Origin of the sequence: Agrobacterium sp. Azo12 (assembly GCF_029193765.2) — a bacterium.
GTDB lineage: Bacteria > Pseudomonadota > Alphaproteobacteria > Rhizobiales > Rhizobiaceae > Agrobacterium.
In genome coordinates this window covers 828,581-852,203 of the sequence record NZ_JARFYO020000002.1, presented here as the reverse complement: position 1 = coordinate 852,203, position 23,623 = coordinate 828,581, and the positions used below count along the sequence as shown (strand labels likewise).

General features: G+C 54.8%; 22 protein-coding genes. 16 read left to right on the top strand and 6 right to left on the bottom strand.

All coding sequences use genetic code 11. The features are described from left to right. Window positions 1–21: 21 nt before the first annotated feature. The 3 genes from PYL13_RS20340 (at window position 22) to PYL13_RS20330 (ending at window position 4,530) form a co-directional block, all read left to right on the top strand. The gene (locus tag PYL13_RS20340; RefSeq protein WP_250985017.1) at window positions 22–537 is read left to right on the top strand and encodes an RNA polymerase sigma factor; all 516 of its coding nucleotides are present in this window, start codon (window positions 22–24) and stop codon (window positions 535–537) included. Window positions 538–639: 102 nt separating this feature from the next. Beyond that, window positions 640–1,635 carry a FecR family protein gene (locus PYL13_RS20335; RefSeq protein ID WP_275642136.1) on the top strand — a complete coding sequence of 332 codons (996 nt, stop codon included), beginning with the start codon at window positions 640–642 and terminating at the stop codon, window positions 1,633–1,635. Between the two features lie 111 nt (window positions 1,636–1,746). Next, window positions 1,747–4,530, top strand: a complete 2,784-nt coding sequence (locus PYL13_RS20330) for a TonB-dependent receptor (protein WP_250985019.1) — start codon at window positions 1,747–1,749, stop codon at window positions 4,528–4,530. Between the two features lie 120 nt (window positions 4,531–4,650). On the opposite strand, the gene PYL13_RS20325 is transcribed toward PYL13_RS20330, so the two are convergent. Further along, window positions 4,651–5,901: an MFS transporter gene (locus tag PYL13_RS20325; RefSeq protein WP_250985020.1), complete on the bottom strand. Its 1,251-nt coding sequence runs from the start codon at window positions 5,899–5,901 to the stop codon at window positions 4,651–4,653. A gap of 553 nt (window positions 5,902–6,454) precedes the next feature. On the opposite strand from PYL13_RS20325, the gene PYL13_RS20320 reads away from it, so the two are divergent. Together PYL13_RS20320 and PYL13_RS20315 are read left to right on the top strand one after the other, a co-directional pair. After that, window positions 6,455–7,306, top strand: coding sequence for a transketolase (locus tag PYL13_RS20320; RefSeq protein ID WP_259147215.1), 852 nt, complete (start codon window positions 6,455–6,457; stop codon window positions 7,304–7,306). Further along, window positions 7,306–8,280, top strand: a complete 975-nt coding sequence (locus PYL13_RS20315; RefSeq protein WP_275642135.1) for a transketolase family protein — start codon at window positions 7,306–7,308, stop codon at window positions 8,278–8,280. Before PYL13_RS20320 ends, PYL13_RS20315 begins: the two co-directional genes overlap by 1 nt. 82 nt (window positions 8,281–8,362) lie before the next feature. Here PYL13_RS20315 and PYL13_RS20310 read toward each other — a convergent pair whose 3' ends face one another. Continuing rightward, a complete protein-coding gene (locus PYL13_RS20310) occupies window positions 8,363–9,841 on the bottom strand; it encodes an NAD-dependent succinate-semialdehyde dehydrogenase (protein ID WP_275642134.1) in 1,479 nt (492 codons plus the stop codon). Between the two features lie 19 nt (window positions 9,842–9,860). Then, window positions 9,861–10,895, bottom strand: a complete 1,035-nt coding sequence (locus PYL13_RS20305; RefSeq protein WP_275642133.1) for an L-idonate 5-dehydrogenase — start codon at window positions 10,893–10,895, stop codon at window positions 9,861–9,863. Window positions 10,896–10,974: 79 nt separating this feature from the next. Between PYL13_RS20305 and PYL13_RS20300 the strand changes: the two genes are divergently transcribed. From PYL13_RS20300 to PYL13_RS20255, 10 genes are all read left to right on the top strand, one after another. Then, window positions 10,975–11,808 (top strand): shikimate dehydrogenase family protein, encoded by an 834-nt coding sequence (locus PYL13_RS20300; RefSeq protein WP_275642132.1) that lies wholly within the window; start codon window positions 10,975–10,977, stop codon window positions 11,806–11,808. Next, complete coding sequence (locus tag PYL13_RS20295) at window positions 11,805–12,875, top strand: glycerol dehydrogenase (RefSeq protein WP_259147216.1); 1,071 nt, start codon at window positions 11,805–11,807, stop codon at window positions 12,873–12,875. Before PYL13_RS20300 ends, PYL13_RS20295 begins: the two co-directional genes overlap by 4 nt. A 2-nt stretch (window positions 12,876–12,877) precedes the next feature. Continuing rightward, on the top strand, window positions 12,878–13,687 hold the full coding sequence (locus PYL13_RS20290; RefSeq protein WP_275642131.1) for an SDR family NAD(P)-dependent oxidoreductase: 810 nt from the start codon (window positions 12,878–12,880) through the stop codon (window positions 13,685–13,687). After that, window positions 13,687–14,784, top strand: coding sequence for a mandelate racemase/muconate lactonizing enzyme family protein (locus tag PYL13_RS20285; protein ID WP_275642130.1), 1,098 nt, complete (start codon window positions 13,687–13,689; stop codon window positions 14,782–14,784). The genes PYL13_RS20290 and PYL13_RS20285 overlap by 1 nt, the downstream gene beginning before the upstream one ends. Beyond that, a complete protein-coding gene (locus tag PYL13_RS20280) occupies window positions 14,781–15,248 on the top strand; it encodes a VOC family protein (protein ID WP_275642129.1) in 468 nt (155 codons plus the stop codon). Before PYL13_RS20285 ends, PYL13_RS20280 begins: the two co-directional genes overlap by 4 nt. A 53-nt stretch (window positions 15,249–15,301) precedes the next feature. Continuing rightward, window positions 15,302–15,976, top strand: coding sequence for a GntR family transcriptional regulator (locus PYL13_RS20275; protein WP_250985029.1), 675 nt, complete (start codon window positions 15,302–15,304; stop codon window positions 15,974–15,976). A 75-nt stretch (window positions 15,977–16,051) separates the two neighbouring features. After that, window positions 16,052–16,639, top strand: coding sequence for a glutathione S-transferase family protein (locus tag PYL13_RS20270; protein WP_275642128.1), 588 nt, complete (start codon window positions 16,052–16,054; stop codon window positions 16,637–16,639). Between the two features lie 177 nt (window positions 16,640–16,816). Next, window positions 16,817–17,803 (top strand): TRAP transporter substrate-binding protein DctP, encoded by a 987-nt coding sequence (dctP, locus tag PYL13_RS20265; protein ID WP_275642127.1) that lies wholly within the window; start codon window positions 16,817–16,819, stop codon window positions 17,801–17,803. 73 nt (window positions 17,804–17,876) lie between these two features. After that, the gene (locus PYL13_RS20260) at window positions 17,877–18,383 is read left to right on the top strand and encodes a TRAP transporter small permease (RefSeq protein WP_250985032.1); all 507 of its coding nucleotides are present in this window, start codon (window positions 17,877–17,879) and stop codon (window positions 18,381–18,383) included. A 67-nt stretch (window positions 18,384–18,450) separates the two neighbouring features. Beyond that, entirely contained in the window at window positions 18,451–19,743 is a 1,293-nt protein-coding gene (locus tag PYL13_RS20255; protein WP_210323934.1) for a TRAP transporter large permease, read from the top strand. A 259-nt stretch (window positions 19,744–20,002) separates the two neighbouring features. On the opposite strand, the gene PYL13_RS20250 is transcribed toward PYL13_RS20255, so the two are convergent. The 3 genes from PYL13_RS20250 to PYL13_RS20240 form a co-directional block, all read right to left on the bottom strand. Next, a complete protein-coding gene (locus PYL13_RS20250; RefSeq protein ID WP_275642126.1) occupies window positions 20,003–20,533 on the bottom strand; it encodes a hypothetical protein in 531 nt (176 codons plus the stop codon). Window positions 20,534–20,599: 66 nt separating this feature from the next. Beyond that, window positions 20,600–21,676: a lipoate--protein ligase family protein gene (locus tag PYL13_RS20245; RefSeq protein WP_303299126.1), complete on the bottom strand. Its 1,077-nt coding sequence runs from the start codon at window positions 21,674–21,676 to the stop codon at window positions 20,600–20,602. 15 nt (window positions 21,677–21,691) lie between these two features. Further along, window positions 21,692–22,486: a MetQ/NlpA family ABC transporter substrate-binding protein gene (locus PYL13_RS20240; RefSeq protein ID WP_275642125.1), complete on the bottom strand. Its 795-nt coding sequence runs from the start codon at window positions 22,484–22,486 to the stop codon at window positions 21,692–21,694. 330 nt (window positions 22,487–22,816) lie between these two features. Here PYL13_RS20240 and PYL13_RS20235 point away from each other — a divergent pair, with 330 nt between their 5' ends. After that, window positions 22,817–23,605, top strand: coding sequence for a creatininase family protein (locus PYL13_RS20235; protein WP_275642124.1), 789 nt, complete (start codon window positions 22,817–22,819; stop codon window positions 23,603–23,605). The last annotated feature ends 18 nt before the right edge of the window (window positions 23,606–23,623 follow it).

Below are 23,623 nucleotides of genomic sequence, written 5' to 3'. Positions count from 1 at the left end.
TGAAGGGCGCGGGAGGCTGATTTGTCCGCAGCCCTGAATGCAATTTTCCAGTCTCGCCGACGCTCCCTGATCTGGGCGGTCATGAAGATCGTTGGTGATCCACAGATCGCTGAGGATGTCGCGCAGGAAGCCTATCTGCGTGCCCGGCGGGCGATAGAAAACGGCTCAATAGACCATATTGAAGCATTCCTTCACCAGACCGCGCGCAACTTGGCTCTTGATCACCAGCGCCATCGCAAAATGCGCTCGACCTATGAAGCCGATGGTGTGAGCGACGATTTTCTGCAGACCATTCCTGACAATGTGCCGTCGATTGAGGCGGCAATATTGGATAGGGAGCGTTTTCATGCGCTGCAAAAGGCGCTGAGTGGATTGCCTGAGCGAACGCAGACCGTGATGAGACTGAGCAGGATCGAAGAGTGGTCCAACCGAAAGATCGCCGAACATCTCGATATTTCAGAGCGAACCGTTTTCAATGACCTCAAGCTTGCCATGGCCCATTGCCGCGAAACGCTTGCCCGCTTTGACAGTCGATAACTCCCCGGTTTTGAAAACGGGATAACTTTCTTTGCTGAATTTCAGCGCGACGAGCGTCTCATATATAAAGGGCGCGAAACCAGCATCAATTGGACGGCTTGAGTGGCACCACAGGACGACGATCAGGATATGAACCAGAGCGGCTTTAAACACGACGATCCCATCGTGGATGAAGCCTTGGAGTGGTTTGCCCGCTTGCGCAACACAACACCTGATCCGGCGACCCAAGCTGCCTTTGAACGTTGGATTGCGACAAGCCAGCTTCACGCGCAGCATTATCGCGAACTTGAAGAGATGTGGGGAGCGCCCGCATTCCAAAAGGCAGTACAGAGCCTTCCGTCAACACCCCTGCCGCAGCTGGAGGTCAAAACAAAAAACCTTGGCTGGACGCGCCGTTTTGCTGCCATGGCGGCCGCCGCTGTGATGGCCATCGGTATATGGCAATATCCGGTGATGATGTTGCGGTGGGAGGCTGATTACCTCACCACCGTTGGCGACAGGTCTAGCGTGACGCTGCCGGATGGATCGGTGATGACGCTGGATACCGCGTCTGCGGTTGCCGTCGATTTTGCTGATGGAAAGCGCAATATCAAGCTGTTGCAGGGAGAGGCGTTTTTTGACGTTAAGCCAGATCCGGCCCATCCATTTCGCGTAGTGGCAAGTTACAGTGAAGTCGAAGTGAGGGGCACGGCGTTTTCGGTGCGTCGCGACGATGAGGCCGACCGTGTGGTACTGGAACACGGGCTTGTCGAGGTTCGCCGTGTCGGCAATCAGCCAGAGAAAGCCAATCTTCGCCCCGGCGAGATGATTTTTGCCAGTGGAGCATCGCTTTCGGCCATCTCTCCGGCCGATCTATCAACTGCGCTTGCATGGCGCGATGGCCGCCTTATTTTTGAAGACCAACCCTTCTCCCGCGTGCTCAGTGAATTGCAGCGTTACTACAGAGGTACGGTCGTTATGGTCGATAAACGTCACGACCAGTTGGCTGTGACCGGTAACTATCGTCTCGACAATGTTGAGGCTGCAATCCAGACACTCGCGGATGCAGAAGGTGTCTCCATGACGCGTCTGCCGGGCGGGATCATAATCCTTCGTTAAATTCTCAACTATTTTTTCCGACTCGCCACACCTCGTTCGTCAAAGAATACGAAGGCCCATGCCAACATGATGTGAGCAGGGCCCTTTGGAATTGATGAGAAGGGTTTGGGAATGGGGCATAAGAATTTTGAAGGCGGCGTTGCAAAGACCGCTGGCAGACAGCAAAGCCGTTTGCGCGTGGTGTCGCTGCTGATGGCATCCACTGTTCTGGGATTTGTTTTTACCGGCACGACCACGTTTGCACAGGCTCAACAGAATGCCGCGCTGGTTGCCGATCATGCCGTCAAGTTCTCCATTCCTGCACAGCCTCTGTCATCCGCCATCAATGCCTTTATCCGCCAGACCGGCTGGCAGATCAGCTACTCTTCCGCGCTGGTCAACGGCAAAACCTCGACTGCTGTTGCTGGCAGCTACACGCCATCGCAGGCTTTGCAGCAGCTTGTTGCCGGTACCGGCGTCAGCATCCGTTTGAGTGGAGCAAATTCTGCAGCGTTGATTGTCGGCGACAGTGCTGCGACTGGTCCCGTCGATGCGAGTGGTTCAATACTGCTTGATCCGATCACGATCGTCGGCAAGACAGGGCGCATAGCAACGCTTGGCGTATTGGCCGACGAGGATGCCAATTATCGCAACGCCGGCAGCAGCGCGTTTCTAAGTGAACAGAAGGTTCAGCGGTTTCGCGGATCGTCGGTTGGCGATTTTATCAAGGGAACGCCGGGTGTTCTGACCGGGGATAACCGCAACAGCGGTGCTGTCGACGTGAACGTTCGCGGTATGCAGGGGTTTGGCCGTGTTCCCGTGGTTGTTGATGGCACCACGCAGCAGAACACGGTTTACCGCGGTTATTCTGGCGTCGCCTCACGCAACTATGTTGATCCCGACATGATTGGTGGCGTTGTTATCGAAAAAGGTCCCTCTGCCAGCGTCTATGGTGTTGGCGCAACCGGCGGCCTTGTACGCATGGAAACCATCAATGCAGACGATATTATCAAGGGTGATAAAAACTGGGGTATTCGGGTGCGTGGTGGCTTGATGAGCAATACGACCACACCGCCAGCCGTTGGCACGCCGGGTGGTTATCCGCCCTTGGCAAAGTCCCGCTTCATTACCGGTTGCAACTACACCCCCTGCGCCGTCGATACTATTCCTGATGACTTGCTCTCGGGCAGCCCCTACGGTTTGGACCGCCCTGCTTTTCTTACCCCGACCACCGGCAATGGTAGTGTCGCAATTGCCGGACGCAATGACATGTTCGAGGTCGTCGGCGCCTATGCAAGACGCAAGAATGGCAACTATTTCGCCGGAACGCGGGGCAGGACACCCGTCCTGAAAAAATCCTATGACACGATTATTCGTCCGGGACGAAGTGGCACTCCGGACCGGATTACAGACTATACGGTTTTCTCTCTAAATGGCCTGAACCGCTATAGAGGCGGTGAGGAGGTTCTCAATACCTCTCAGGATAACACGTCCTATATGCTGAAGTCGAAACTGGAATTGGACGGCGGCCACACCTTTGATATGAGCTACATGCGGTATCACAGCATGTTTGGTGAAATGATGCCGTCGGTGATCATCCGTTTTGATGGCGCAACGCAGGCACCTCTCAGTGAGGTTTCCGTCAACACATACCGCGCAGGGTACAAATGGAACCCGGAAGAAAACGATCTGATCGATCTCAAAGCCAACCTCTGGATGACAGACACCGACACCAAGATTGTTACGCCTTATGCCTTCAGCTTTCCTTTCGGCGGAACATTGGAGTTGCCGCAAGCCTATTGGGATATCGCCAAACGCTACGGTTTTGACGTCGTCAACGCATCTGAGATCGACACGGACTGGGGCGAAGTCGGTGTGTCAGTTGGCGGATCCTTTGTGTATGAGACCATTGAACCGCCATCCGGTCATGTGAATATTGATTCCAATGGATTGCTCGCCTCGCGTGACGGATGGCGCAAGGAAGCCAGTGCATTTACTGCCGTCGATTGGAAACCCACCGATTGGCTGAAGTTCGATGGTGCGATCCGTTACACGTGGACGCAGTCTTATGACAACAACACCAATTATGGTTCCACCCTGCATAACGAAGAGAAAAACAGCGGCTGGGCGCCGATGATCGGCGCAACGCTCGAGCCGTGGGACGGCATTCAGCTTTACACGAAATATTCCGAAGCAATTCGTTCGCCGAGTCTGTTTGAATCGACCACCGGTTTTTCATTCAATACCAACCCGCTGGTTGGCGTAAGACCGGAGCATTCACGCAACACGGAAATCGGTATCAATGTTCTTCAGGAGGATGTTCTGCTTGGCGGGGATAAGGTGCGGTTCAAGGCGTCCTATTTCAACAATAATGTGAAGGACTATCTGTCCCGTACAAACTACCCGGATGTGTCGGTCAAGAACATCGATAGCGCTTTGTTTCGCGGTTACGAGGCGTCGATCGGTTATGACGTCGGGTGGGGCTACTTCGATATCGGTGGCACGGTTTACGACAAGACCGAGTTTTGTGCTGCAGAGTTGAATCTTGGCGTGAATTGCCGATCTTCCGGCATTCAGAACGGTTATGCCCAGTTGCATCTGCCGCCTCGCAAATCCGCCTCGCTGACAGCCGGTGTCCGGCTAATGGAAGAGGCTCTGGAAGCTGGCGGACGTGTGACTTTTGTTGGCGACCGAGGAACCATGACCAGCAATGACACCGGTGGTTATACGACCGTGGTCAATTGGTCGAAATACACACTGCTTGATCTGTTCGCGAGCTATAAGGTCAATGACAGTGTCAATATCGACCTCGCCGTCGATAACGTTACCGACGTTTACTACATGGACGCATTGACGCTTGGTCTTATGCCATCTCCGGGACGTACGTTCCGTGTCAACATGACCGCAAAGTTTTGATCTCACCGTTTTGAATGAGGCACCAGGCCGTTGGCACGACACTCGGGATCGGCGGGTCTGATCTCGAATAAACTTTTGCAAGCATGCGGCCTGAATGTTCAGGCCGCATCTTCACACCGATCAAGTCTCGTTGTCGTGTACGCCTTGGATCATTTCGTCGGTGACACGCAGTTCCGCGCCAACCGGCGTCATCGCGGTTGTTGCTGCAAATGGCGCAACGTGGTTCGATTCCGGGCGGACACCACGCCTCCAGAAGAAGAATGATATCAGGCCGACGTTGAGAACAGCCAGTGACCAGAACAGGCCGGACGCACCGAAATGGTTCATGACGGGCGAAATGGCGATTGGGCTTATGGCCGAACCAAGGGAGTTTATCAGCAGCAGACCCTGAATGATCGGTACCAGCGATTCTGATGAGGCGCGGTCGGCCGCAAAGCTGACCGATACCGGATAGATGGCAAACACGCCGCCGCCGAACAGGAACATGGTGATCATGAGTGTCGTCGACGTATGTGGCAGCAACAAAATGGCAGCACACAACAACAGGCAAATGAATGCCAGTGTGATCAGCACGATACGTCTGTCCTGCCGGTCAGACCAGCGTCCCACTGGATATTGCAGCACCATAGCGCCTAGGATGACGCTGGCCATCATGTGACCGACCTCTTCAACCTGCAGACCAGCATGTTGGAGATAAAGCGGCAGAAGCGAATATATTGCCGCAATTGCGACACCAGAACCAAAGCAGCCGATAACGCCACTCGGCGACATCTGAAACAGTCGGGATGGTTTGAGTGCTTCCACCCGTTCCACTGTTGGTGTTATGCGCGGCAAGATCACAATTGGCAGAACCGAGAGTGAGGCAAGCATCGCTGCGGTGATGAACGGTGCAGTTTCTCCCAGGCCTGCAACGGATCCAAGCAACACCTGACTGAGAGCGCCAGCGCCATAAAAGGAAATCATGTACAAAGCCAGCAGACGGCCGCGTACACTCTGGTCGGCGGCAAGCAACAACCAGCTTTCGATGACAAGAAAAATACCAACTGTCGTCCAGCCATAAACCAGACGCGCGAGGATCCAGACGGTCCAGTCCGCGGACAGTGCCTGCATCAGGATGCTAACGACGCCCAGCGATGCAAAACTGCTATAGGCGCGAATGTGACCTATCCGCACGATCAGTCGGTCGTGGAACAGTGCGCCGATCGTGAGGCCAATAAAATAGGCGGAAGAAACAATGCCAACCATGGTGGCGGATGCGCCGCTGGCGTCAAGCCGCAGGGTGGTAAGCGATGACAGGAAGCCATTTCCGACACTTAGAATAAAAAGGCCGAGTAGCGGAGCCAACACCTTTGCCAGGAGTTGCATAGACATGAGTATCTCATTTCAGGGGGGAGGATATGGGAAGGGTGATGAGTACCTGCAAACATTGGCATTCATCGGGTTTTACACAGATCAAGCTGGACATTGCCGGAAACAGGTAACGACATATTGGTCGTAAATACTGATGTTTTTACAAAGGGATAATCCAGTCTGACGGAACCGTTTCAGCGTCGTTGCTGAACCAGTCCGAATAATCAAATTCGGCGGCAATCTCCTCTTATTACGACCAAATTGGAATGCCGGAAACGACAAATTAGTGTCCAATTTGCGACATCGCTGAAAATTGAATTTTTGGCTGAAGGGGCTGCTTGGTTGCGTTAGTCTGTGACGCTACCCCCAAACTTTCTGTCAAACCGGAGGGGCGGATTTCAGGTAAAACATGAGTCAACATCATATATGATGCATCATGCTTGACGCATGATATTTTTCTTCGTATGTTTTTTTTACTGAACGGCAGGGGCCACAGTGGAGGAGCTGGCCCGGGCGCCGCCGGAAACGGCGGAGGTCGGGGCGTGCCTCGTAACGACAAAAGCGAGATATGTTTATGCAGAACACCGAACTGGGGCCGGAGCTGATTGCCCGTCTCGAGGAGCGGGCGAAATTCGTCCGACTGGAGACCATTCGGCTTATCAGCATCGCCAAGGTCGGACACTATTCGTCCGTCTTTTCATGCGCCGAGATTTTCTCTTCACTCTATTATGACGTGATGAATATTCGGCGTGGAGAGCCGAAATGGGCTGATCGTGATCGCTTCCTGATGGGCAAGGGCCATGCGGCGGTTGGTCTGTTTCCCATTCTCGCTGATCTTGATTTCTTTCCCGTAGAATGGCTGGACGACTATACGCGTCTTGGCAGCCCTTTGGGTGACCATCCTGACATGCGCAAGGTGCCGGGTGTCGACTTCAGCTCAGGTTCTATCGGCCATGCGCTATCCAATGGTGTTGGCATGGCGCATGGCGCGCGGATCCAGAAGCAGAATTTCGACGTCTTTGTCTTGCTGGGTGACGGCGAGATGCAGGAAGGCCAGGTCTGGGAAGCGGCATTGAACGCGTCCAGCCACGGCCTGTCCAACGTCATCGCCATCGTTGACCGCAACGGCTATCAGCTGGATGGCAAGGTGGACGATGTCATTGCAATCGAGCCACTGGATGAAAAGTGGCGTGCTTTCGGTTGGGAAGTGCATGTGGTCGATGGCCACGACATTGTTGAGCTCACCGAAAAACTCCGTGAGGTCAAGGCCGACCGCGAGCGTACCAAGCCATGCTGCATCATTGCCAAGACGCTGAAAGGCAAGGGCATTGATTACATGGAAACGGAGCCTGGCTGGCATCTTGGTTGGCTTGCCCCGGATGATGAAGAGCGCGCGCGCCAGACCATTCTAGATGGAGTCCAATAATGAACGCCCCACAGAACCCACAATCCTGGCAATATCGCGATCTCAACAAGAAGGCGCCGTCGCTTTCCGTGCTGTCCGATGCGCTGATTGAACTTGTCGAAGCTGGTCATCCCATTGCTGCAGGCACTGCCGACCTTCAGCACTCCAACGGCCTTTTTGCCTTCGCGGAACGTTACCCCGATCGTTTTGTTCAGTTCGGTATTTCCGAACAAAACATGGTGTCTGCCGCCGCTGGTATGGCGACGACCGGGCTTATTCCCTATGTCGCAACCTTCGCGTCTTTCATCGGTCTGCTGACATGCGAACAGATTCGCATGGATGTGGCCTACTGCGCGCAGCCGGTGCGGCTGATCGGGCATCATACCGGCATTTCCATGGGCTTTTACGGCACGTCCCACCATGCCACGGAAGACATTTCCACCATGCGGGCCATCGCGGATCTAACGGTTATCTCACCCTCTGATGGTCAGCAGTACAAGCAGCTTTTGCTGGAATCTGCTGTATACAAGGAACCGATCTATTTCAGAACCCATCGTGGTCACGATCCGGTTGTTTATGACGACACGGAAAAATTCCAGATCGGCAAGGCGAAGGTTCATGCTATCGGCAAGGACCTCACCATCATTGCCTGCGGCATGCCGGTACATGGCGCGAAAGCGGCCATGCAGGCGCTTAACGCCAAGGGTTATTCCGTCGGTTTGATCGATATGCACACCATCAAGCCGCTCGATGTTGAGGCGGTTCTTGAAGCGGCCAAAGCCTCCAAAGTCGTCCTGACGGTGGAAGAGCACAATATTCTTGGTGGTCTGGGTTCCGCGGTCGCTGAAGTGATGGCGGAAAACCCGGGTTCGGCTCGATTGGTGCGTCACGGTATCATGGATGAATACAGCCTGATTGCCCCGCCAACCCATCTTTACCGCCACTACAAACTTGATGCGGCCGGTATTGAAGACGTGGCATCACGTCTGGTCTGATCTCCCGTGGTCCGTAAAAACGGGCTTGAAAAAATGGCGGTCTCTTGGGAGATCGCCATTTTTGTTGTGACAATAGAAACGTTTAGCTCCCGATGCCACCCAGGCAGATATATTTTAGCTCCATGTAGTCATCCATGCCGTATTTCGAACCTTCGCGGCCGGTGCCGGATTGTTTGATGCCACCAAACGGTGCGACTTCGGTGGATACCAGCCCGGTGTTGACGCCGACGATGCCGTATTCAAGTGCTTCCGCCACCTTGAAGACACGCGATAGATCGCGAGCATAAAAATAGGCGGCTAACCCGAATATCGTGTCATTCGCCATCTCAATGACTTCGTCGACGCCGCTGAACCGGAAAACCGGAGCGAGCGGTCCGAATGTTTCTTCGCGTGCAACAGCCATGCCCTGATGAACGTCGCGCAGCACGGTTGGTTGGAAGAAACGTCCACCACGCTCATCAGGTTTGCCGCCCACAACCAGTGTGGCGCCTTTTGAGAGGGCGTCGGCTATATGCTCCTCGACTTTGGCCACAGCTGCCTTGTCGATCAGCGGGCCGATTTTGATGTCTTCTTGCAGGCCGTCGCCGATTTTCAGATTTGCCACGGCTTTCGCTAATTTCTCGACAAATGTGTCGTAGATGCTGTCATGGGCATAGATGCGGTTGGTGCATACACAGGTTTGCCCGGCATTGCGGAATTTCGAAAGGATTGCGCCTTCGACGGCCTCATCGATATCGGCATCCTCAAAAACGATGAACGGCGCGTTGCCGCCAAGTTCAAGGCTCAGTTTCTTGATCTGGTCCGAGGCCTGACGCATCAGGATACGGCCAACTTCTGTAGATCCGGTGAAGCTCAGTTTCCTGACCTTTTCATTTTCGCAGAATTCGGCGCCGATTGCTGAACTTGAGGCGGAGGTCAGTACAGAAAATACGCCGGTCGGGACGCCGGCACGCTCTGCGAGGACCGCCAGTGCCAATGCTGAAAGTGGTGTCTGTTTTGCCGGCTTGGAGATGAATGTGCATCCTGCCGCCAGCGCAGGAGCAGCCTTTCTGGCAATCATGGCGATTGGGAAATTCCACGGGGTTATCGAGCCAACCACGCCAACCGGTTGTTTGATGACCATGATCCGTTTGTCGTCGGAGTGGCCCGGGATCATGTCGCCATAAGCACGTTTTGCTTCCTCGGCAAACCATTCGACATAGGCCGCGCCGTAGGCAACTTCGCCGCGCGCTTCAGCCAACGGTTTGCCCATTTCCGTGGTGAGGATGATCGCCAGGTCTTCCTGATTGGCCATTGTCAGTTCAAACCAGTTGCGCAGTATCTTGGAGCGCTCACCGGCGGTCAGGGCTGCCCATTTTTTCTGGGCAACATATGCCGCGTCGATTGCTCGCGCGGTCTCTGTGCGACCCATGTCGGGCACTGTGGCAATTTCCTTGCCCGTTGCGGGATTATCGACAGCCAGTGTGCGACCGCTGTCAGCTATTGCCCACTGGCCAGCGATGAACGCCTTGTCTGCAAGCAGGCTCGGATCAGTGAGCCGGGAACGAAGATCATGTGTCACGGGATAAGGTTTCCTGTTGTTATGCAAAGTCGAGCATGACCTTGATGGCCTGCTGTCGATCACGGGCGAAGGCGAAAGCGTCGTCAGCGCGGTCAAATTTGAAGGTGCGGGAAATGATTGGCCGCACATCGATGGTGCGGTCTGAGATCAGCCGGACAGCCAGATCAAATTCGCTGTCGAAACGAAATGATCCCCGGAAGGTGATTTCCTTGGTGATGACAGGATTAAAGGCTGTGGTTATCTCGTCAGGCAAAAGCCCTACCTGAATAATCGTGCCGCCGGGCTTGGTGACGCCAATGGCTGTCTGCATTGCAGCCTGATTGCCAGAGCATTCAAATACCACATCGAACTGCCCCCGATCGCGGTATTCTTCTTCCATCATACCGGGCATTGTGACGTTCCAAGTCTTTTCTGCCCCCAATTGCGCTGCAAGACGAAGCGGCATGTCGGCAACATCGGTCGCAGAGATTGCAGCTGCTCCGGCGTGTCTTGCAGCAAGGAATGTCAGTGCGCCGATTGGCCCGAAACCGGTGACAAGAACGCGTTTGCCCCGCAGATCCGGTGCCTGCGATACCGCATGCAGGCATACGGCCAATGGTTCTGCGCAGGCTGCTTCATCAAGCCCTGCAAGTGTCCCGACCGGCACGGCCTGCGCCGCCCGAACCACTACATATTCGCGGAAACCGCCATCAATATGTGGGTTGCGCATGGCGCTGCCCATGAAGCGCATATCGGAGCAGTGCCGTGGCATGCCCGACGCGCAGTAGCTGCATTTTCCACAGGCGAGCGACGGATTGACTGCTACTGATGTACCGACGCTTTTTCCAGAAACATCTGCGCCAAGGCGTTCGACAACGCCCGAAAGTTCGTGTCCGGGCACCATCGGTGCCTTCATGCGCACTGTCCCGAAGCCGCCATGATGGTAATAATGCATGTCCGAGCCGCAGATTCCCCCCTTATGAATGCGGACCAGCACCTCTCCGTCGCCTGGAACGGGCATATCTCGATCCTCGATCACCAGATGATGTGGTGCGTGTAATACAACTGCCTTCATTGCTCCTCCCAAAGACTTTTGCGTTGACGACAATCAAATATCATGCATGATATGTGATGACAATGCGAGGGAGGCGCCGATGGAGATTAACGGGAGAACGCAAGTTCTCATTCATATTGCGTATCCGTCTGCGCATTTGCGGACTCCGCAGCTTTTTAATGCCCGCTGCACGGAGCGTGGGCTGGATGCGGTGCTGGTGCCCTGGCAGGTCCACCCTGACAATCTCGTCGCCGTGATGAATGCGCTGCGCATCAGCGAAAGTGTGCCCGGTGCGATTATCACAATCCCTCACAAGGAGACCGTTGCTGCGTTGTGCGACAGGCTTGAAGGCCCTGCCGCATTGCTTGGTGTTGCCAATGTCGTTCGCAAGGATGCTGACGGAGCCTTGGTCGGTCGTATACTCGATGGTGAGGGTTTTACGGGCGGTCTATCGCGTCTGGGGCGTAACCCAGCTGGCAAGAAAGCGCTTTTGGTGGGCGCGGGCGGTGTTTCTGTTGCCATAGCCGATGCGCTTCTGGCGGCCGGTGTCCGCGAGTTGGTTATCAGCAACCGTACCGAAGCCCGTGCGCAAGCGTTGGTGGACCGTTTGCGGGCACTGTATCCGGCAACACCTGTCAGTGTTGGCAAGGCCGATGGCACCGGTTTCGATCTGGTGGTCAATGGCACGGCTCTTGGCATGCATGATAATGATCCGCTGCCGCTTGATCCCGATACGCTGGAGCGTGACAGCATCGTTGCCGAAGTCATCATGTCGCCACCCGTTACGCGGCTTCTGGAAGAAGCGCGCCTACGCGGCGCGACTGTCCACGAGGGCGTTCATATGCTGACCGGCCAGATAGATCCTTTCATTGATTTCGTTGTCCGGCAGGTCCCGGACGAACATATTTTGAATATCCGGAGAGAAAACGCATGATTATTTTTGGAGCACCACGCCGCTATATTCAGGGGCCAGGCGTTCTTGCAGCCATCGGCAAGGAACTTGCGGGATTTGGAACATCCGCGATCCTTCTGGCCGATGATAATGTCAACGCAATTGTTGGCCCAACCATCACCCGCAGTGCGCAGGAGGCAGGCGTTAGTGTGACAGGTCTGCGTTTTGGCGGCGAAATCACCTATGCCGAGATTGAGCGACTGGTGAAGGAAGTGTCCGATGCAAAACATGACGTGGTGATTGCTGCAGGTGGTGGCAAAACCATCGATACCGGCAAGCTGGTGGCAAGGGCGCTGAAGGCCGCTTTCATTTCGGTTCCGACGGTTGCCTCAAATGATTCTCCCACCAGTCATATCGCGGTTGTCTACGACAGCGACCACAAGCTGGTCGGCGTGGAACAGAACCGTGCTAACCCTGATCTGGTGCTTGTCGATACAGCTATTATCGCCAAGGCACCGCTGAAATTGCTGTCCGCAGGCGTTGGTGATGCGCTGGTCAAACGTTTCGAGGTTGAGCAGTGCATCGGAGCAAAGGGCAATAACGTGTTTGGTGCGGCGTCCCCCCGCTCTGCTCTGGCGCTCGCTCATGCATGTTATGATACTGTGCGTGAACACACCACCGCCGCTTATGCCGCGCTTGAGCGCGGCGAACCGGACGAACATCTTGAAGCACTGGTTGAAGCCTGCGTTCTGATGAGCGGTCTGGCCTTTGAAAGTGGCGGACTTTCCGTGTCTCACGGCATGACGCGTGGACTGTCAGCAGTGCCCGGTATCGCCAACGCACTTCATGGTCATCAGGTCGCTTACGGCCTGCTGGTGCAGCTTGTGCTTGAGGACCGCGATGATAACTTCATGGCCGATATGTACGATTTCTATCGTGACGCCAAACTGCCGCTGAAACTGGCGGATCTCGGTCTGGACGAGCGGTCGAATTCGGTTGTCGAAACCATCGCCACCGTGTCTGCCGAGGCCGCGCATATGAAGAAATTTGTAAAGCCGATTTCGGCTGACGATATCGCCCGCGCTATTACCATCATCGAGGCCGCCTGATCATGACCACAGGGACTGAACTTTTCTCGTTGAAAGGCCGCGTTGCATTGGTAACCGGTGCTGGTCGCGGCATTGGTTTTTCCTTTGCCAAAGGACTTGCCTCGGCAGGTGCGCACGTCGTTATCAACGATATCAATGCCGATAACGCCAACGCTGCGGTCGAGAGCTTGAAGGCCAGCGGCTGGAGTGCCGAAGCCGTCACCTTTGATGTGACTGACACGCCAGCGGTTGCCGCCGCTGTCGACGGTATTGTTGAGCGCAATGGCAGGCTCGACATATTGATGAACAATGCCGGTATTCTTATTCGCAAGCCGGTTGAAAGCCATGACATGGATGACTGGAACAAGGTCATTTCCATCAATCTCAGTTCGCTCTACGGCGTGGCGCGTGAATGCATTCGCCACATGCGCAAGCAGAAATACGGGCGTATCATCAACACAGCGTCGGTCATGGCCATCAGTTCGCGCCCCGGCGTCATATCCTATGTTGCGGCCAAGCACGGGGTGGTTGGCATCACACGTGGTCTGGCAGCGGAGCTTGGTTCCTGCGGCATCACGGTCAATGCGATCGGTCCCGGTTATATTTTGACTGACATGAACAAGAAGGTGCTGGGGACGGGAACTTTTGAGCAGCAGGTCATCGACCGCACGCCTCTGGCACGCTGGGCCGAGCCAGATGAGTTAATGGGTTCGGCAATCTTCCTGGCGTCCGAAGCAGCAAGTTTTGTGACAGGCCACGTCTTGATGGTGGATGGCGGCATGACAGCCAATGCATTCCTGACCGAAAGCGCTGATCTGGGCGTGGCAAGCTGATGACGACAATTGCAAAACTCGAAGCGAGGTCTGTCTGCATCCCGCTTCAAAAACCGGTTCAACTCGGTCCTGTTACCATCGCACAACGGGATTATGTCGTTGTGAAGCTGGTGCTTTCCGACGGGTCGGAAGGTTACGCTTATGGCTATGATCGTGGTCTGCCGCTTTTTGATCTGGTGGCCAAGGCGGCCCGGCTTTATCCGGGCGAAAAGGCGGCTGATCGAAACCGGTTACGCAAACTTGCACTGGGACCAACGCCTGCACCGCGTGCGGCCATGGTCAGAGGAACGAGCCTATGTGACATTGCGCTTTGGGATGCCTGGTGCGTGTCCGTTGGCCAACCGCTTTCCACTGTTTTGGGCGCCGTCCGGGACAAGGTGCCTGTCATGCCGGTGATCGGTTACGGCATGACGCCGGAACGGGCTGCCACGGAAGGCGCAAATCTCGCTGCCCGCGGGTTCAAGACCATCAAATGCATGATTGATGGGCTAAATTTCGAGGCTGACAAGGCTGTCATGGAGGCTCTTGCTGCGTCACTGCCAACAGGTGTCAAATTTGGGATTGATGCGCATTGGTCGTGGACCAGCATTGATCAGGCGCTTCCCTGGTGCAGGCTGGCGGAAAAGCTTGGTGCCGCTTTTGTTGAAGACCCATTCGCACCCACGCAGGTGCATGCCATCGCCTCATTGTCCTCGCGGCTCGACATTCCGCTGGCGGTGGGCGAGGACGTCATCGATCTCTCGGGCTTTCGTGATCTTGCCAATGCTGGCGGTATTCTCCGGGTCGATGCCTCGGTCAGTGGCGGCATTACCGGTGCAGTAGAGGCAATTGCGGTGGCTCGCGCCTTTGACAGGCCCGTCATTCCGCATGTTTTTGCAGCGCTTCACGCTGAGCTGGCATTGGCTTTTGATGCGGTTCGCTGTGTCGAAATGATCATGCCGGAGGTCGGGGCCGATCCGATCGACCAGTTTTTCGTGTCACCTCCGGTCATCGAAGGCGGAAACATCATTGCCACTGGACGCAAAGGTGCGGGTCTCGCACTCGATTGGGACCGGGTGGCGCCCTACACAACCCGTCAGGAAATTTTTTCGAAATGACAGATCAGGCCTATCTGGAAAAATGGGGACAATCCAGCCTCGACCACACCGGCTGGATTACACCCGATATTGAGCGCTCGGTTGCCTTCTGGACCAATGTGATGGGATTTGAGGCGAAACCGATTGGCGAACGACGTCAGCCATGGATTTCATGCTTCATGGGTGTGCCAAATGCGCAGGTGAAGCTCGTGCATCTCTATGGCCATGGAGGCCATATCGAGTTCATCCAGTTTGATGAACAGGACACGCCATCCATGCCGCGTGGCAGCCAGCCGGGTGCCGCACATATCTGCCTGCGCATAAAAAATGTCGAGGAGCTGCGCGATGACATTCTCCGGAATGGCGGATCTGAGCAAGGCGAACTGACCGAGATTACCGAGGGAATAGCGGCCGGTTTGCGGGGGTTATACATGCGTGATCCACATGGCGTGCTTATCGAACTGGTCGAGCTACCCAGGTCATAGAGAAGTATGTTAGATCATATATGATTTGTTTCGTTGCCTGAAAGGATGCCGGATTGGCCCAGAAACCTATTTCGCGGGAAAACCTGTCGACACAGCTTTATGGCAATTTGCGCAATGCACTTATGGACGGCCAGTATGCACCGGGCCAACGCCTGACGATCTCAGGCGTGGCCGAAGAATATGGCACGAGCATAACCCCGGTACGCGAAGCGATTTTCCGTCTGGTCAGCGAGCGGGCCCTGGAAATGCGCGCTGCCACATCTGTGCAGGTTCCTGATCTTTCCCCGCAGAGTTTGCGGGAGGTGCAACGTATTCGCGTCGAGCTTGAAGGTGTTGCAGCAGCACGTGCAGCAGAATTGGCCACCAAGGCAGATATCAAGGCGCTGAAAGCCATCAACGCTGAATTTATCAAGGCCGCTGCGACAAGCCCTGAGCGAGCAAGTGTTTTGAACCGCGATTTTCACTTTGCAATCCTGCGTCTTGCGCAATTGCCGATCCTCGAAAGCATCTGTGAAAATATGTGGGTCCTGATGGGCCCATTCCTCCGTACCTTCCACGACCGGATGCCGGTACGTCAGCTTTCGGGTGACAATCACAAACATTATGACCTGATTGCTGCGCTGGAAGCCGGAGACGCACAGGCAAGCCGTGCCGCCATGCAGGAAGATATCCTGTGGGGCGAAGAAATGGTGCGGACCCTCGAAGCCGAGCGCAAGACAGCGGTCTGAGCAATCCTGCATTTCTGATTTTATAACCGCCGATGACCTCATCGGCGGACGCTTTTTCACGCCCGGAGAACCCCCATGAAACTTCTATATGCAGTGCCTTCACCCTATTCCCGTAAGGTCAGGGCGGTTGCGCACGAACTGGATGTGCCGCTTGAACTGGTTACCGTCAATGCCATGTCTGACGATGTGACGCTTGCTGCCGTCAATCCGATGAACCGTGTTCCGGCCCTACTGCTGGACGACGGAAAGGCATTTTTCGACAGCCCGCTGATCTGTGAATATCTCGATGTAACCTATGGTCCAAAGCTATTTCCTCTTGAGAGCGGCGCGCGCTGGCAGGCGCTGTTGCAACAGGCCCTGGGTGACGGGATCATGGACGCAGCAGTCCCCCGCCGCCATGAAACATTGCGCCCCGTAGAACAGCAATCGCCTGAGCGTATCCGGCTTTACAGACGCACGATTGATCAAACACTGGCGCATTTGGAGCAAAACGTTGGTGAACTGTCCCGCTTCCATATCGGCACGATCTCGATTGCCTGTGCGCTGACATATCTGGATTTCCGTTTTTCCGAAGATGCATGGCGAGTTCGTCACCCGGCACTCGCGTCATGGTTGGATGCTGTCTCCGCCAAACCGTCGATGCGGGCCACTTTGTTTGAATAACACGCGTTTGCAGGCCTTTACCGGGCTTGACGCTGAAAGAATATGATGCATGATATATGACTGAGGCCGAAGAGGAGTGAGCGGTGCTGGAGGAGCAGCCTGCCGCACACGGACCACAGGTCGGGATCGTCTTAACCGTGCCGGGGAGGCACGACACGTCCATCTGGAGGAAAATATATGCTGAAATTCACCCGTAGAGTTGTTGCGGCGAGCGTTGCTGCCAGCCTTGCAATGTCCTGCGCGCTGCCTGCCTTCGCGCAATCGCCGACATTGCTGCGCATGAACATGGTGGTGTCCAACCAGGACAAGACCTACCCGCTTTGGCAGGAGTTTGCCAAGGAGCTGGAAGCTGCTTCGAATGGCACACTCAAGGTCGAAATCTTCCCGTCGGAAGCTCTGGGCAAGACGGTCGACATGATCGACACCATCTCGCGTGGTGCGCCGGTACTGCAGGATTCCGATCCCAGCCACCTTTCCAACTATGTGCCTGACTTCTCGACTTTCATGGCCCCCTATCTTGTCAAGAAGCCTGAGGATATCGAGAAGCTGTGGAACTCTGACACGGTCAAGGACATGGAAGCGAAGCTTTCCGAAAAGGGGCTACGTGTTGTTACGCTTGTTTATTTCGGTACACGCCATCTGCTTTCCAACCGTGAGGTAAAGGCTCGTCCCGATACGGCTGGCATGAAGATCCGTAATGCCCCAACCAAGATGTGGAACGAAGTGTCCAAGACCCTTGGTGGAAACCCGACCAACACCGCATGGTCTGAAGCTTACAGCGCCCTTGAGCAGGGTGTGGCGGATGGCGTGGAAGCGCCGCTATCGTTGCTTTATTCATCGAAGCTCTATGAAACCCGTCCCAATATATCTTTGACCGGTCACGTTGTTGCCACCACCTCAATCCTGATGAGCCAGAAGGTGTATGACAGCCTGCCTGATGACGCCAAGAAAGCTCTCGATAGCGTGGGTCGTGCTGAATCGGCCAAGCGTATCCCGAAAATCCAAGCGCTTGAAACCGAGTTCCGCAAGACGCTTGAAGACAAGGGCATCCGTTTCAATGACGTGGACAAATCGTCCTTCTTTGAAGCTGCTGCGAAGGTTCCGGATGCCTTTCCTGAGTGGACGCCTGGCGTCTACGACAAGATGAACGACATCATCAAGTAAGTTCCCATCTCCTCCACGCACTCATCGTGATGTCCGGTTCTGCCGGACATCGTTTATCTATGGAGTAAAGATCATGCATGTGATGAACCGGTTAGCTGGGCTCGTCTCAAAATTCGAGGTGACGGTATCTATGGTCGCATTTGCCACCATGGTGCTGGTTATTTCGGCCAATGTCATCATTCGTTTTACGACGGGTAACTCATTGGTTTTCACTGAAGAAATTGCCTATATCGCTTTCGGCTATTCCGTCTTTTTTGGATTGTCACTGCTGTTTCGAATGCGTGCGATGATCGCGGTGGATCTGGTCGTTGATATGTTCGCGCCCGGCCCGAAGCATATTGCGCATATCATCAGCTACATCATCATGGTCGTGATCTGTGGGTATTTCTTTTATCTGGCTGCAACGCTTGCGATGTCCGGATGGATTCGTCGTACAGCGTTTCTTGAAATTCCCTATTTCTGGATCAATCTCGCGCCGGCCATCTCGTTTGGTCTGATGACATTTTACAGCATCCGCTTTCTGGTGATGCTCCTCAGAGGGCAGGAACTGCCATCTGTTGATCTGGAAGAGCAGATGTAACTGTCATGTGCTGCGACCTTCTTCATCCCGTTATTACTTGCTCCATTGGGAGCGTCTGGGGGCTCACTTGGGCTTGACTTCCTACCTGCCGCTTTTCGTCCTTTTTGCGCTGTTTCTTTTGCGTGTTCCGGTTGCTTTGTCACTGATGGGTGCGGCGGCTTTCTACTTCGTGTTCATCAACACTTTGCTGCCGACCGACACGATGGTCACCAATCTGATGGCCAATACGGAGGCGTTTTCCTATCTGGCAATTCCGCTGTTCACCTGTGCGGGCGTCATTTTCAACTATTCAGGAATTACAGATAAAATCCTGAAGCTGTCGAACGTGCTGGTTGGCCATTACACTGGCGGAATGGCGCAGGTGAATGTGTTGGTGAACATGCTGCTGGGCGGGCCTTCGGGTTCTGCCAATGCTGACGCGGCCATGACCACCAAGATGATCGTGCCTGAAATGACCCGACTTGGTTACGACAAGGGTTTTTCCACTGTGGTAACCGCCGCCTCATCCTGTATCGCGCCAATCATCCCGCCCGGTATCATCTTGATCCTTTATGCGCTTGTGGCTGATGTCTCGATTACGCGGATTTTCTTTGCCGGCTATTTGCCGGGGCTGCTGATCTATGTAGCGATTGCTATTACCGTTGCGATCATTTCGAAAAAGCGCAACTACAAGCCTAGCCGAGAAGGCAGGGCCTCATGGGGCGAGATCGGCCGTCAGGCGCTGGATTCCAGTTGGGCCCTATTTCTGCCGATCGTTATCCTTGGTGGCTTGCGTTATGGCCTGTTTACCCCAACCGAGGCTGGCGCGATTTGCGTGATCTATGCGGCGCTTGTCGGTGCCTTGGTTTATCGCCAGCTGAAATGGTCGCACATTCCTCTCATTCTAATGGAGTCTACACTGGCGACTGCGGGCGTGATGTTCCTGATCTGCGCGGCGACTGTGTTCTCGGCCTACCTGACGTGGGAAGGCATTCCCGCCATGGTAGCCACAGCCCTGACGACGAATATCTCCGATCCGCTAATCATGCTGCTTGTCATCAACCTCATTCTGCTCGCTGTTGGCGCGTTCTTTGAGGGTGGTTCTGCAATGATCTTGATGGCACCGCTTTTTGTGCCTGTGGTCTTGGGCATGGGCATCGACCCGGTACACTTCGGCATCATCATGTCGATCAACCTGACGATTGCCGGCTTTACTCCGCCGGTTGGTACGATGATGTTCATCACCATATCGATCGCCAAGGTGAAAATCGGCCACTACATCCGCGAAAGCTGGCCATTCCTGTTTGCGTTGCTCGCAGTGCTATTCCTGGTGACTTACATCCCCTGGATTTCGCTGATCGTACCAAGGCTGTTCCTCTAAAAACGAAAACAGGGCCCGAAAGGGCCCTGGTGTTATTTCGATGTCTGGAAAGGCCTGTTGTAACGCCGGCTAACCGACCATCAACAGCCGTGCGGGTTGCAAGGAAACCACTTCATGGGGTGTGCCTGCCCGATTGATGGGAGCGGGAGGTATCACAAGTGCCAATTGGCCGTCGGGTTTGAGAATACCGGCCATTTCCGCCAAGCTATCAGGTTAAATCGCAATTCGAGTTGAATGAGCTTCCAGGTGTGAGCGGAAATCAATGCAGGGTGATGGAGGCTGGCACCTTCTGTCGGCGTGTCTCAGACTGCCTGACGATGCGGGCTCTTAAGCTGAATGGCAATGGTGCCAGGATCATGCCGGCATTGTGTAAGGCCATTGCAAAGGTCTCGGCAGACGCCGCCACCCTGATCCGATCGCTTTCGGCGCATAGCTGTTTCAGGCAGGCACGGAATATTTGCTCATCCCAATGCTGAATCCCAGCGATAATACCGAGCACCAGAACTTCGTCCGGACTGATAAACCGTGAACCTGGCGGGTAGGCGGCAATTGGGCTAGCTCGAAAAGTTTTTAGTGCGGCGACAAGTCGTTCAAGAGCTACGGCAGCTTCCGCGCCCGCAGGTTCGCCAAGATTGTCGTGATAAAGACGCAGTACTGATGGTGATGTCGGTTTGGAGCAACTATCAGCCAGTCCTGCCAACAATCGATAACCCTCGATGACCAGTTGTTCGGCCCGGTGGTTGAGATAATCATCGTTTGTGGTTGCGGCGCCAACCGTCATCTGTGCCAAGGCAACTCTCCTGGATGAATGATCTGGGCCGACGGCCCAGTCATGATGTCATGGCCAGTTATGATTTCAGGGAATGTGCCGCAGCCATTCGTCGGTCGAGAATTTCTCTGCTGCCAGCTTTTCGGCCGCTGCGTATTCATCCGCAGAAACGCCACCGGCAATTCCGCCATTGAGGGATCGGAAGGTTTCCTTCATCCGCTCGATGATCTCTTCGCGTGGTAAGCCGGTCTGGCTGCGCAGGGGATCAACGCGTTTGTTTGCGCTGGTTGTGCCCTTGTCGCTCAGCTTTTCCCTGCCAATGCGCAACACCTGCACCATTTTGTCGGCATCCATGTTGTAGGCCATGGTGACATGATGGAGAACGGCACCCGACGTGAAGCGCTTCTGTGCAGCGCCACCGATCTTGCCCTTGGAACTGGAGATGTCGTTGAGCGGTTTATAAAACGCATCAATTCCCAGGGAGTTCAGAGCTTTCAAAACCCAGTCATCAAGGAAGGCATAGGAGTCTGCAAAACTCATGTCGCGAACGAGTTCGGCTGGTGCATAAAGTGAATAGGTCACGGTCGTGCCGGGCTCGACGAACATTGCCCCACCACCCGTGATACGACGTACGGTCTCAACGCCGAATTGGGTCGCAGCCTCCATGTCCACTTCATTACGAAGTGACTGGAAACCGCCAATAATGATGGCCGGACGTTCCCATTCCCAAAAGCGCAGGCAAGGGGCGCGGCGGCCTTCGCCCACTTCCTTTGCCAGAACTTCATCAAGGGCAAGATGCATGGCCGGACGAAGCGCAGGGGTCTCGATGATCTGCCATTCATAATCCCGCCAGGTGCCAGTGACGCCGAGCGCCCGGCGCACAGCGATTGCGACGGCCTCAGGGCTGAAGCCGATCATTTCAGCGCCAGGGCGCAGGCCGGCTCTGATTGCGGCAACAATGTCTTCAACGGTCGAGATAACCGGTAGCCCTTCCAGTGAGGTGCGGATATCGTCCAGAGCCTCGGCCGGCTCGAGGAAAAAGTCGCCGTGCACCTGCACGTTCGTCAGACGGTCGTTGATATTATCAAGATCCACGACCACGAGCTTACCGCCCTGCACCTTGTATTCACCATGCATGCTAGTGTTCCAATCCAGAAGGCCCATGCCTTGTCATTTCAATCAGGGGAAAGAGACGAGATTTCCATATAGTGAGCGCAGCTTTGCCTTTACAGCATCCGAGCCGCGATAGATGTCGATGAAGTTGCGCAGGTTTGCGTCGTCCTTCATGTCAGGACGCGTGACAAACTGGAACGCATAAATCGGGTCGTTCTCGAAGATCAGGCCAGATGCCGGGTCAAGACCTGCCAGTTTGGCAAATGTCGGATAGGTGGCAGCGGCATCGACCTCATCCAGCGCGCGGGCAATCTGCGGGCCATCAAGCTGCACGATGTTGAGCGGTTTGTGCCAGACGAGAACGTCTTCCAATGTCGCGCGGTGACCAACATCGGGCTTCAGTTCAATCAGGCCCGCACGCTGCAGCAACAATAGGGAACGGGCGGTATTGACGGGGTCCCCAGAGAAAACCACGCGGGCATTGTCAGGCAATTCTTCAAGCGTTTTGTATTTTTTGGAATAGAGTCCGAAGGGCGTGCTGAATGCCGGGGCGACCGGAACCAGATTGTGCCCGGTATTTGCGTTGGTGAATTCCAGAAACGGAATATGCTGGAACAGGTTTGCATCGACTTCGCGATCGGCAACAGCCGTGTTGGGGGTGTTCCAGTCGTTGAACTCGATGATCTCGATCTTCAAGCCCTTGGCTTCGGCCTCTTTCGCTGCAATCTCAACCGCTTCATTTGAAATGCTCGTCGCCAAAGCAATGCGCAGCGCCTTTTGTTCCTGGGCGATGGCGCTTGGAGCGGCAGACATGCTGGCCAGCAATGTCGCGATGATACCGACAACAATCCTGCGAGACATTCTAGTTCGCGCTGAAACATCTCTCAAACGGCGTTGGACGAACATATCGAATACTTTCAATTTGGAGCGTGTGCGGTGCGCATGCTCTACCTGATCCTGCTTGGGCCTACATAACATGATATTTGCAGTCAAGAATGTAATTAACTTTGAGAGGCGGACGATACCTTTGGTCGCATGTGCTTCATTGCTGTTTGATATGGAGGTACGGTGAGCAGACTTCAAACCGTCGGGGGGCGTTCGCAGAAAAGCAACAAGGTGGACGCAAATTGATGCTGTTCGAGACCCGGCTAATCTTCTAACGATGATCGCAAAACAATCAGAGGGATTTACATGAGCAAGCCGTTTTACTGGAATGAATTGAATACCTACGATTTTGCTCATTTATCGCCGGAAAAAACCATAGCCATCCTGCCACTCGCCTCGACTGAGCAGCATGGGCCACATCTCCCCGTTGCAACGGATGTTGCCATTGCCAATGGTATGCTTGACGAATTGAAGATACAGCGCCCTGACGACCTCGACATACTCGTGCTGCCGACGCAGGAGATCGGCAAGGCGAATGAGCATGTCTACGGTCCGGGGTCATTGTCTTTTGGTCCCGAAATTCTTATCCCAGCCTGGACTGCCATCGGAACCAAAGTTGCGGAAGCCGGTATCCGCAAACTCGTGATGGTCAACTCCCATGGCGGTAATGCAGACATCATGAGCATTGTTGGCAGGGAGCTGCGGGTGCGCCACCAGATGGCGGTTATCTGCACTCATTGGGGCCGCTTCGGTCACCCGGATGGTTTGATCAGTGAGCATGAGAGACAATTCGGCATTCATGGCGGCGAAGTGGAAACGTCGCTGATGCTGCATTTCCGGCCTGAGCTCGTGCGTATGGAAAATGCGCAGAACTTCGTGTCGAAGGCTGAAAGCCGCTCGAAATTCATGCAACCAGCGCCGCCGCATGTACTGTCCTGGCTTGCCCATGACCTGAACCCACATGGTGTGGTTGGTGACGCGACCAAGGGTACTGCAGAAAAGGGCGAGATCATCTGCCGCCATCAGGTGGCAGGTTTCGTCGAACTGCTGCGCGAATTCGAAGGATTTTCGCTGGATGAATTGTATTCCGGCTGAGAACAGCGGGACTTTTCC

Excerpts from the sequence above, each read along its gene's own strand:
- PYL13_RS20330 (WP_250985019.1), top strand. The coding sequence starts at position 1,747 with ATGGGGCATAAGAATTTTGAAGGCGGCGTTGCAAAGACCGCTGGCAGA.
- PYL13_RS20325 (WP_250985020.1), bottom strand. The coding sequence starts at position 5,901 with ATGTCTATGCAACTCCTGGCAAAGGTGTTGGCTCCGCTACTCGGCCTT.
- PYL13_RS20320 (WP_259147215.1), top strand. The coding sequence starts at position 6,455 with ATGCAGAACACCGAACTGGGGCCGGAGCTGATTGCCCGTCTCGAGGAG.
- PYL13_RS20315 (WP_275642135.1), top strand. The coding sequence starts at position 7,306 with ATGAACGCCCCACAGAACCCACAATCCTGGCAATATCGCGATCTCAAC.
- PYL13_RS20305 (WP_275642133.1), bottom strand. The coding sequence starts at position 10,895 with ATGAAGGCAGTTGTATTACACGCACCACATCATCTGGTGATCGAGGAT.
- PYL13_RS20300 (WP_275642132.1), top strand. The coding sequence starts at position 10,975 with ATGGAGATTAACGGGAGAACGCAAGTTCTCATTCATATTGCGTATCCG.
- PYL13_RS20295 (WP_259147216.1), top strand. The coding sequence starts at position 11,805 with ATGATTATTTTTGGAGCACCACGCCGCTATATTCAGGGGCCAGGCGTT.
- PYL13_RS20290 (WP_275642131.1), top strand. The coding sequence starts at position 12,878 with ATGACCACAGGGACTGAACTTTTCTCGTTGAAAGGCCGCGTTGCATTG.
- PYL13_RS20285 (WP_275642130.1), top strand. The coding sequence starts at position 13,687 with ATGACGACAATTGCAAAACTCGAAGCGAGGTCTGTCTGCATCCCGCTT.
- PYL13_RS20280 (WP_275642129.1), top strand. The coding sequence starts at position 14,781 with ATGACAGATCAGGCCTATCTGGAAAAATGGGGACAATCCAGCCTCGAC.
- PYL13_RS20270 (WP_275642128.1), top strand. The coding sequence starts at position 16,052 with ATGAAACTTCTATATGCAGTGCCTTCACCCTATTCCCGTAAGGTCAGG.
- dctP (WP_275642127.1), top strand. The coding sequence starts at position 16,817 with ATGCTGAAATTCACCCGTAGAGTTGTTGCGGCGAGCGTTGCTGCCAGC.
- PYL13_RS20260 (WP_250985032.1), top strand. The coding sequence starts at position 17,877 with ATGCATGTGATGAACCGGTTAGCTGGGCTCGTCTCAAAATTCGAGGTG.
- PYL13_RS20245 (WP_303299126.1), bottom strand. The coding sequence starts at position 21,676 with ATGGGCCTTCTGGATTGGAACACTAGCATGCATGGTGAATACAAGGTG.
- PYL13_RS20240 (WP_275642125.1), bottom strand. The coding sequence starts at position 22,486 with ATGTCTCGCAGGATTGTTGTCGGTATCATCGCGACATTGCTGGCCAGC.
- PYL13_RS20235 (WP_275642124.1), top strand. The coding sequence starts at position 22,817 with ATGAGCAAGCCGTTTTACTGGAATGAATTGAATACCTACGATTTTGCT.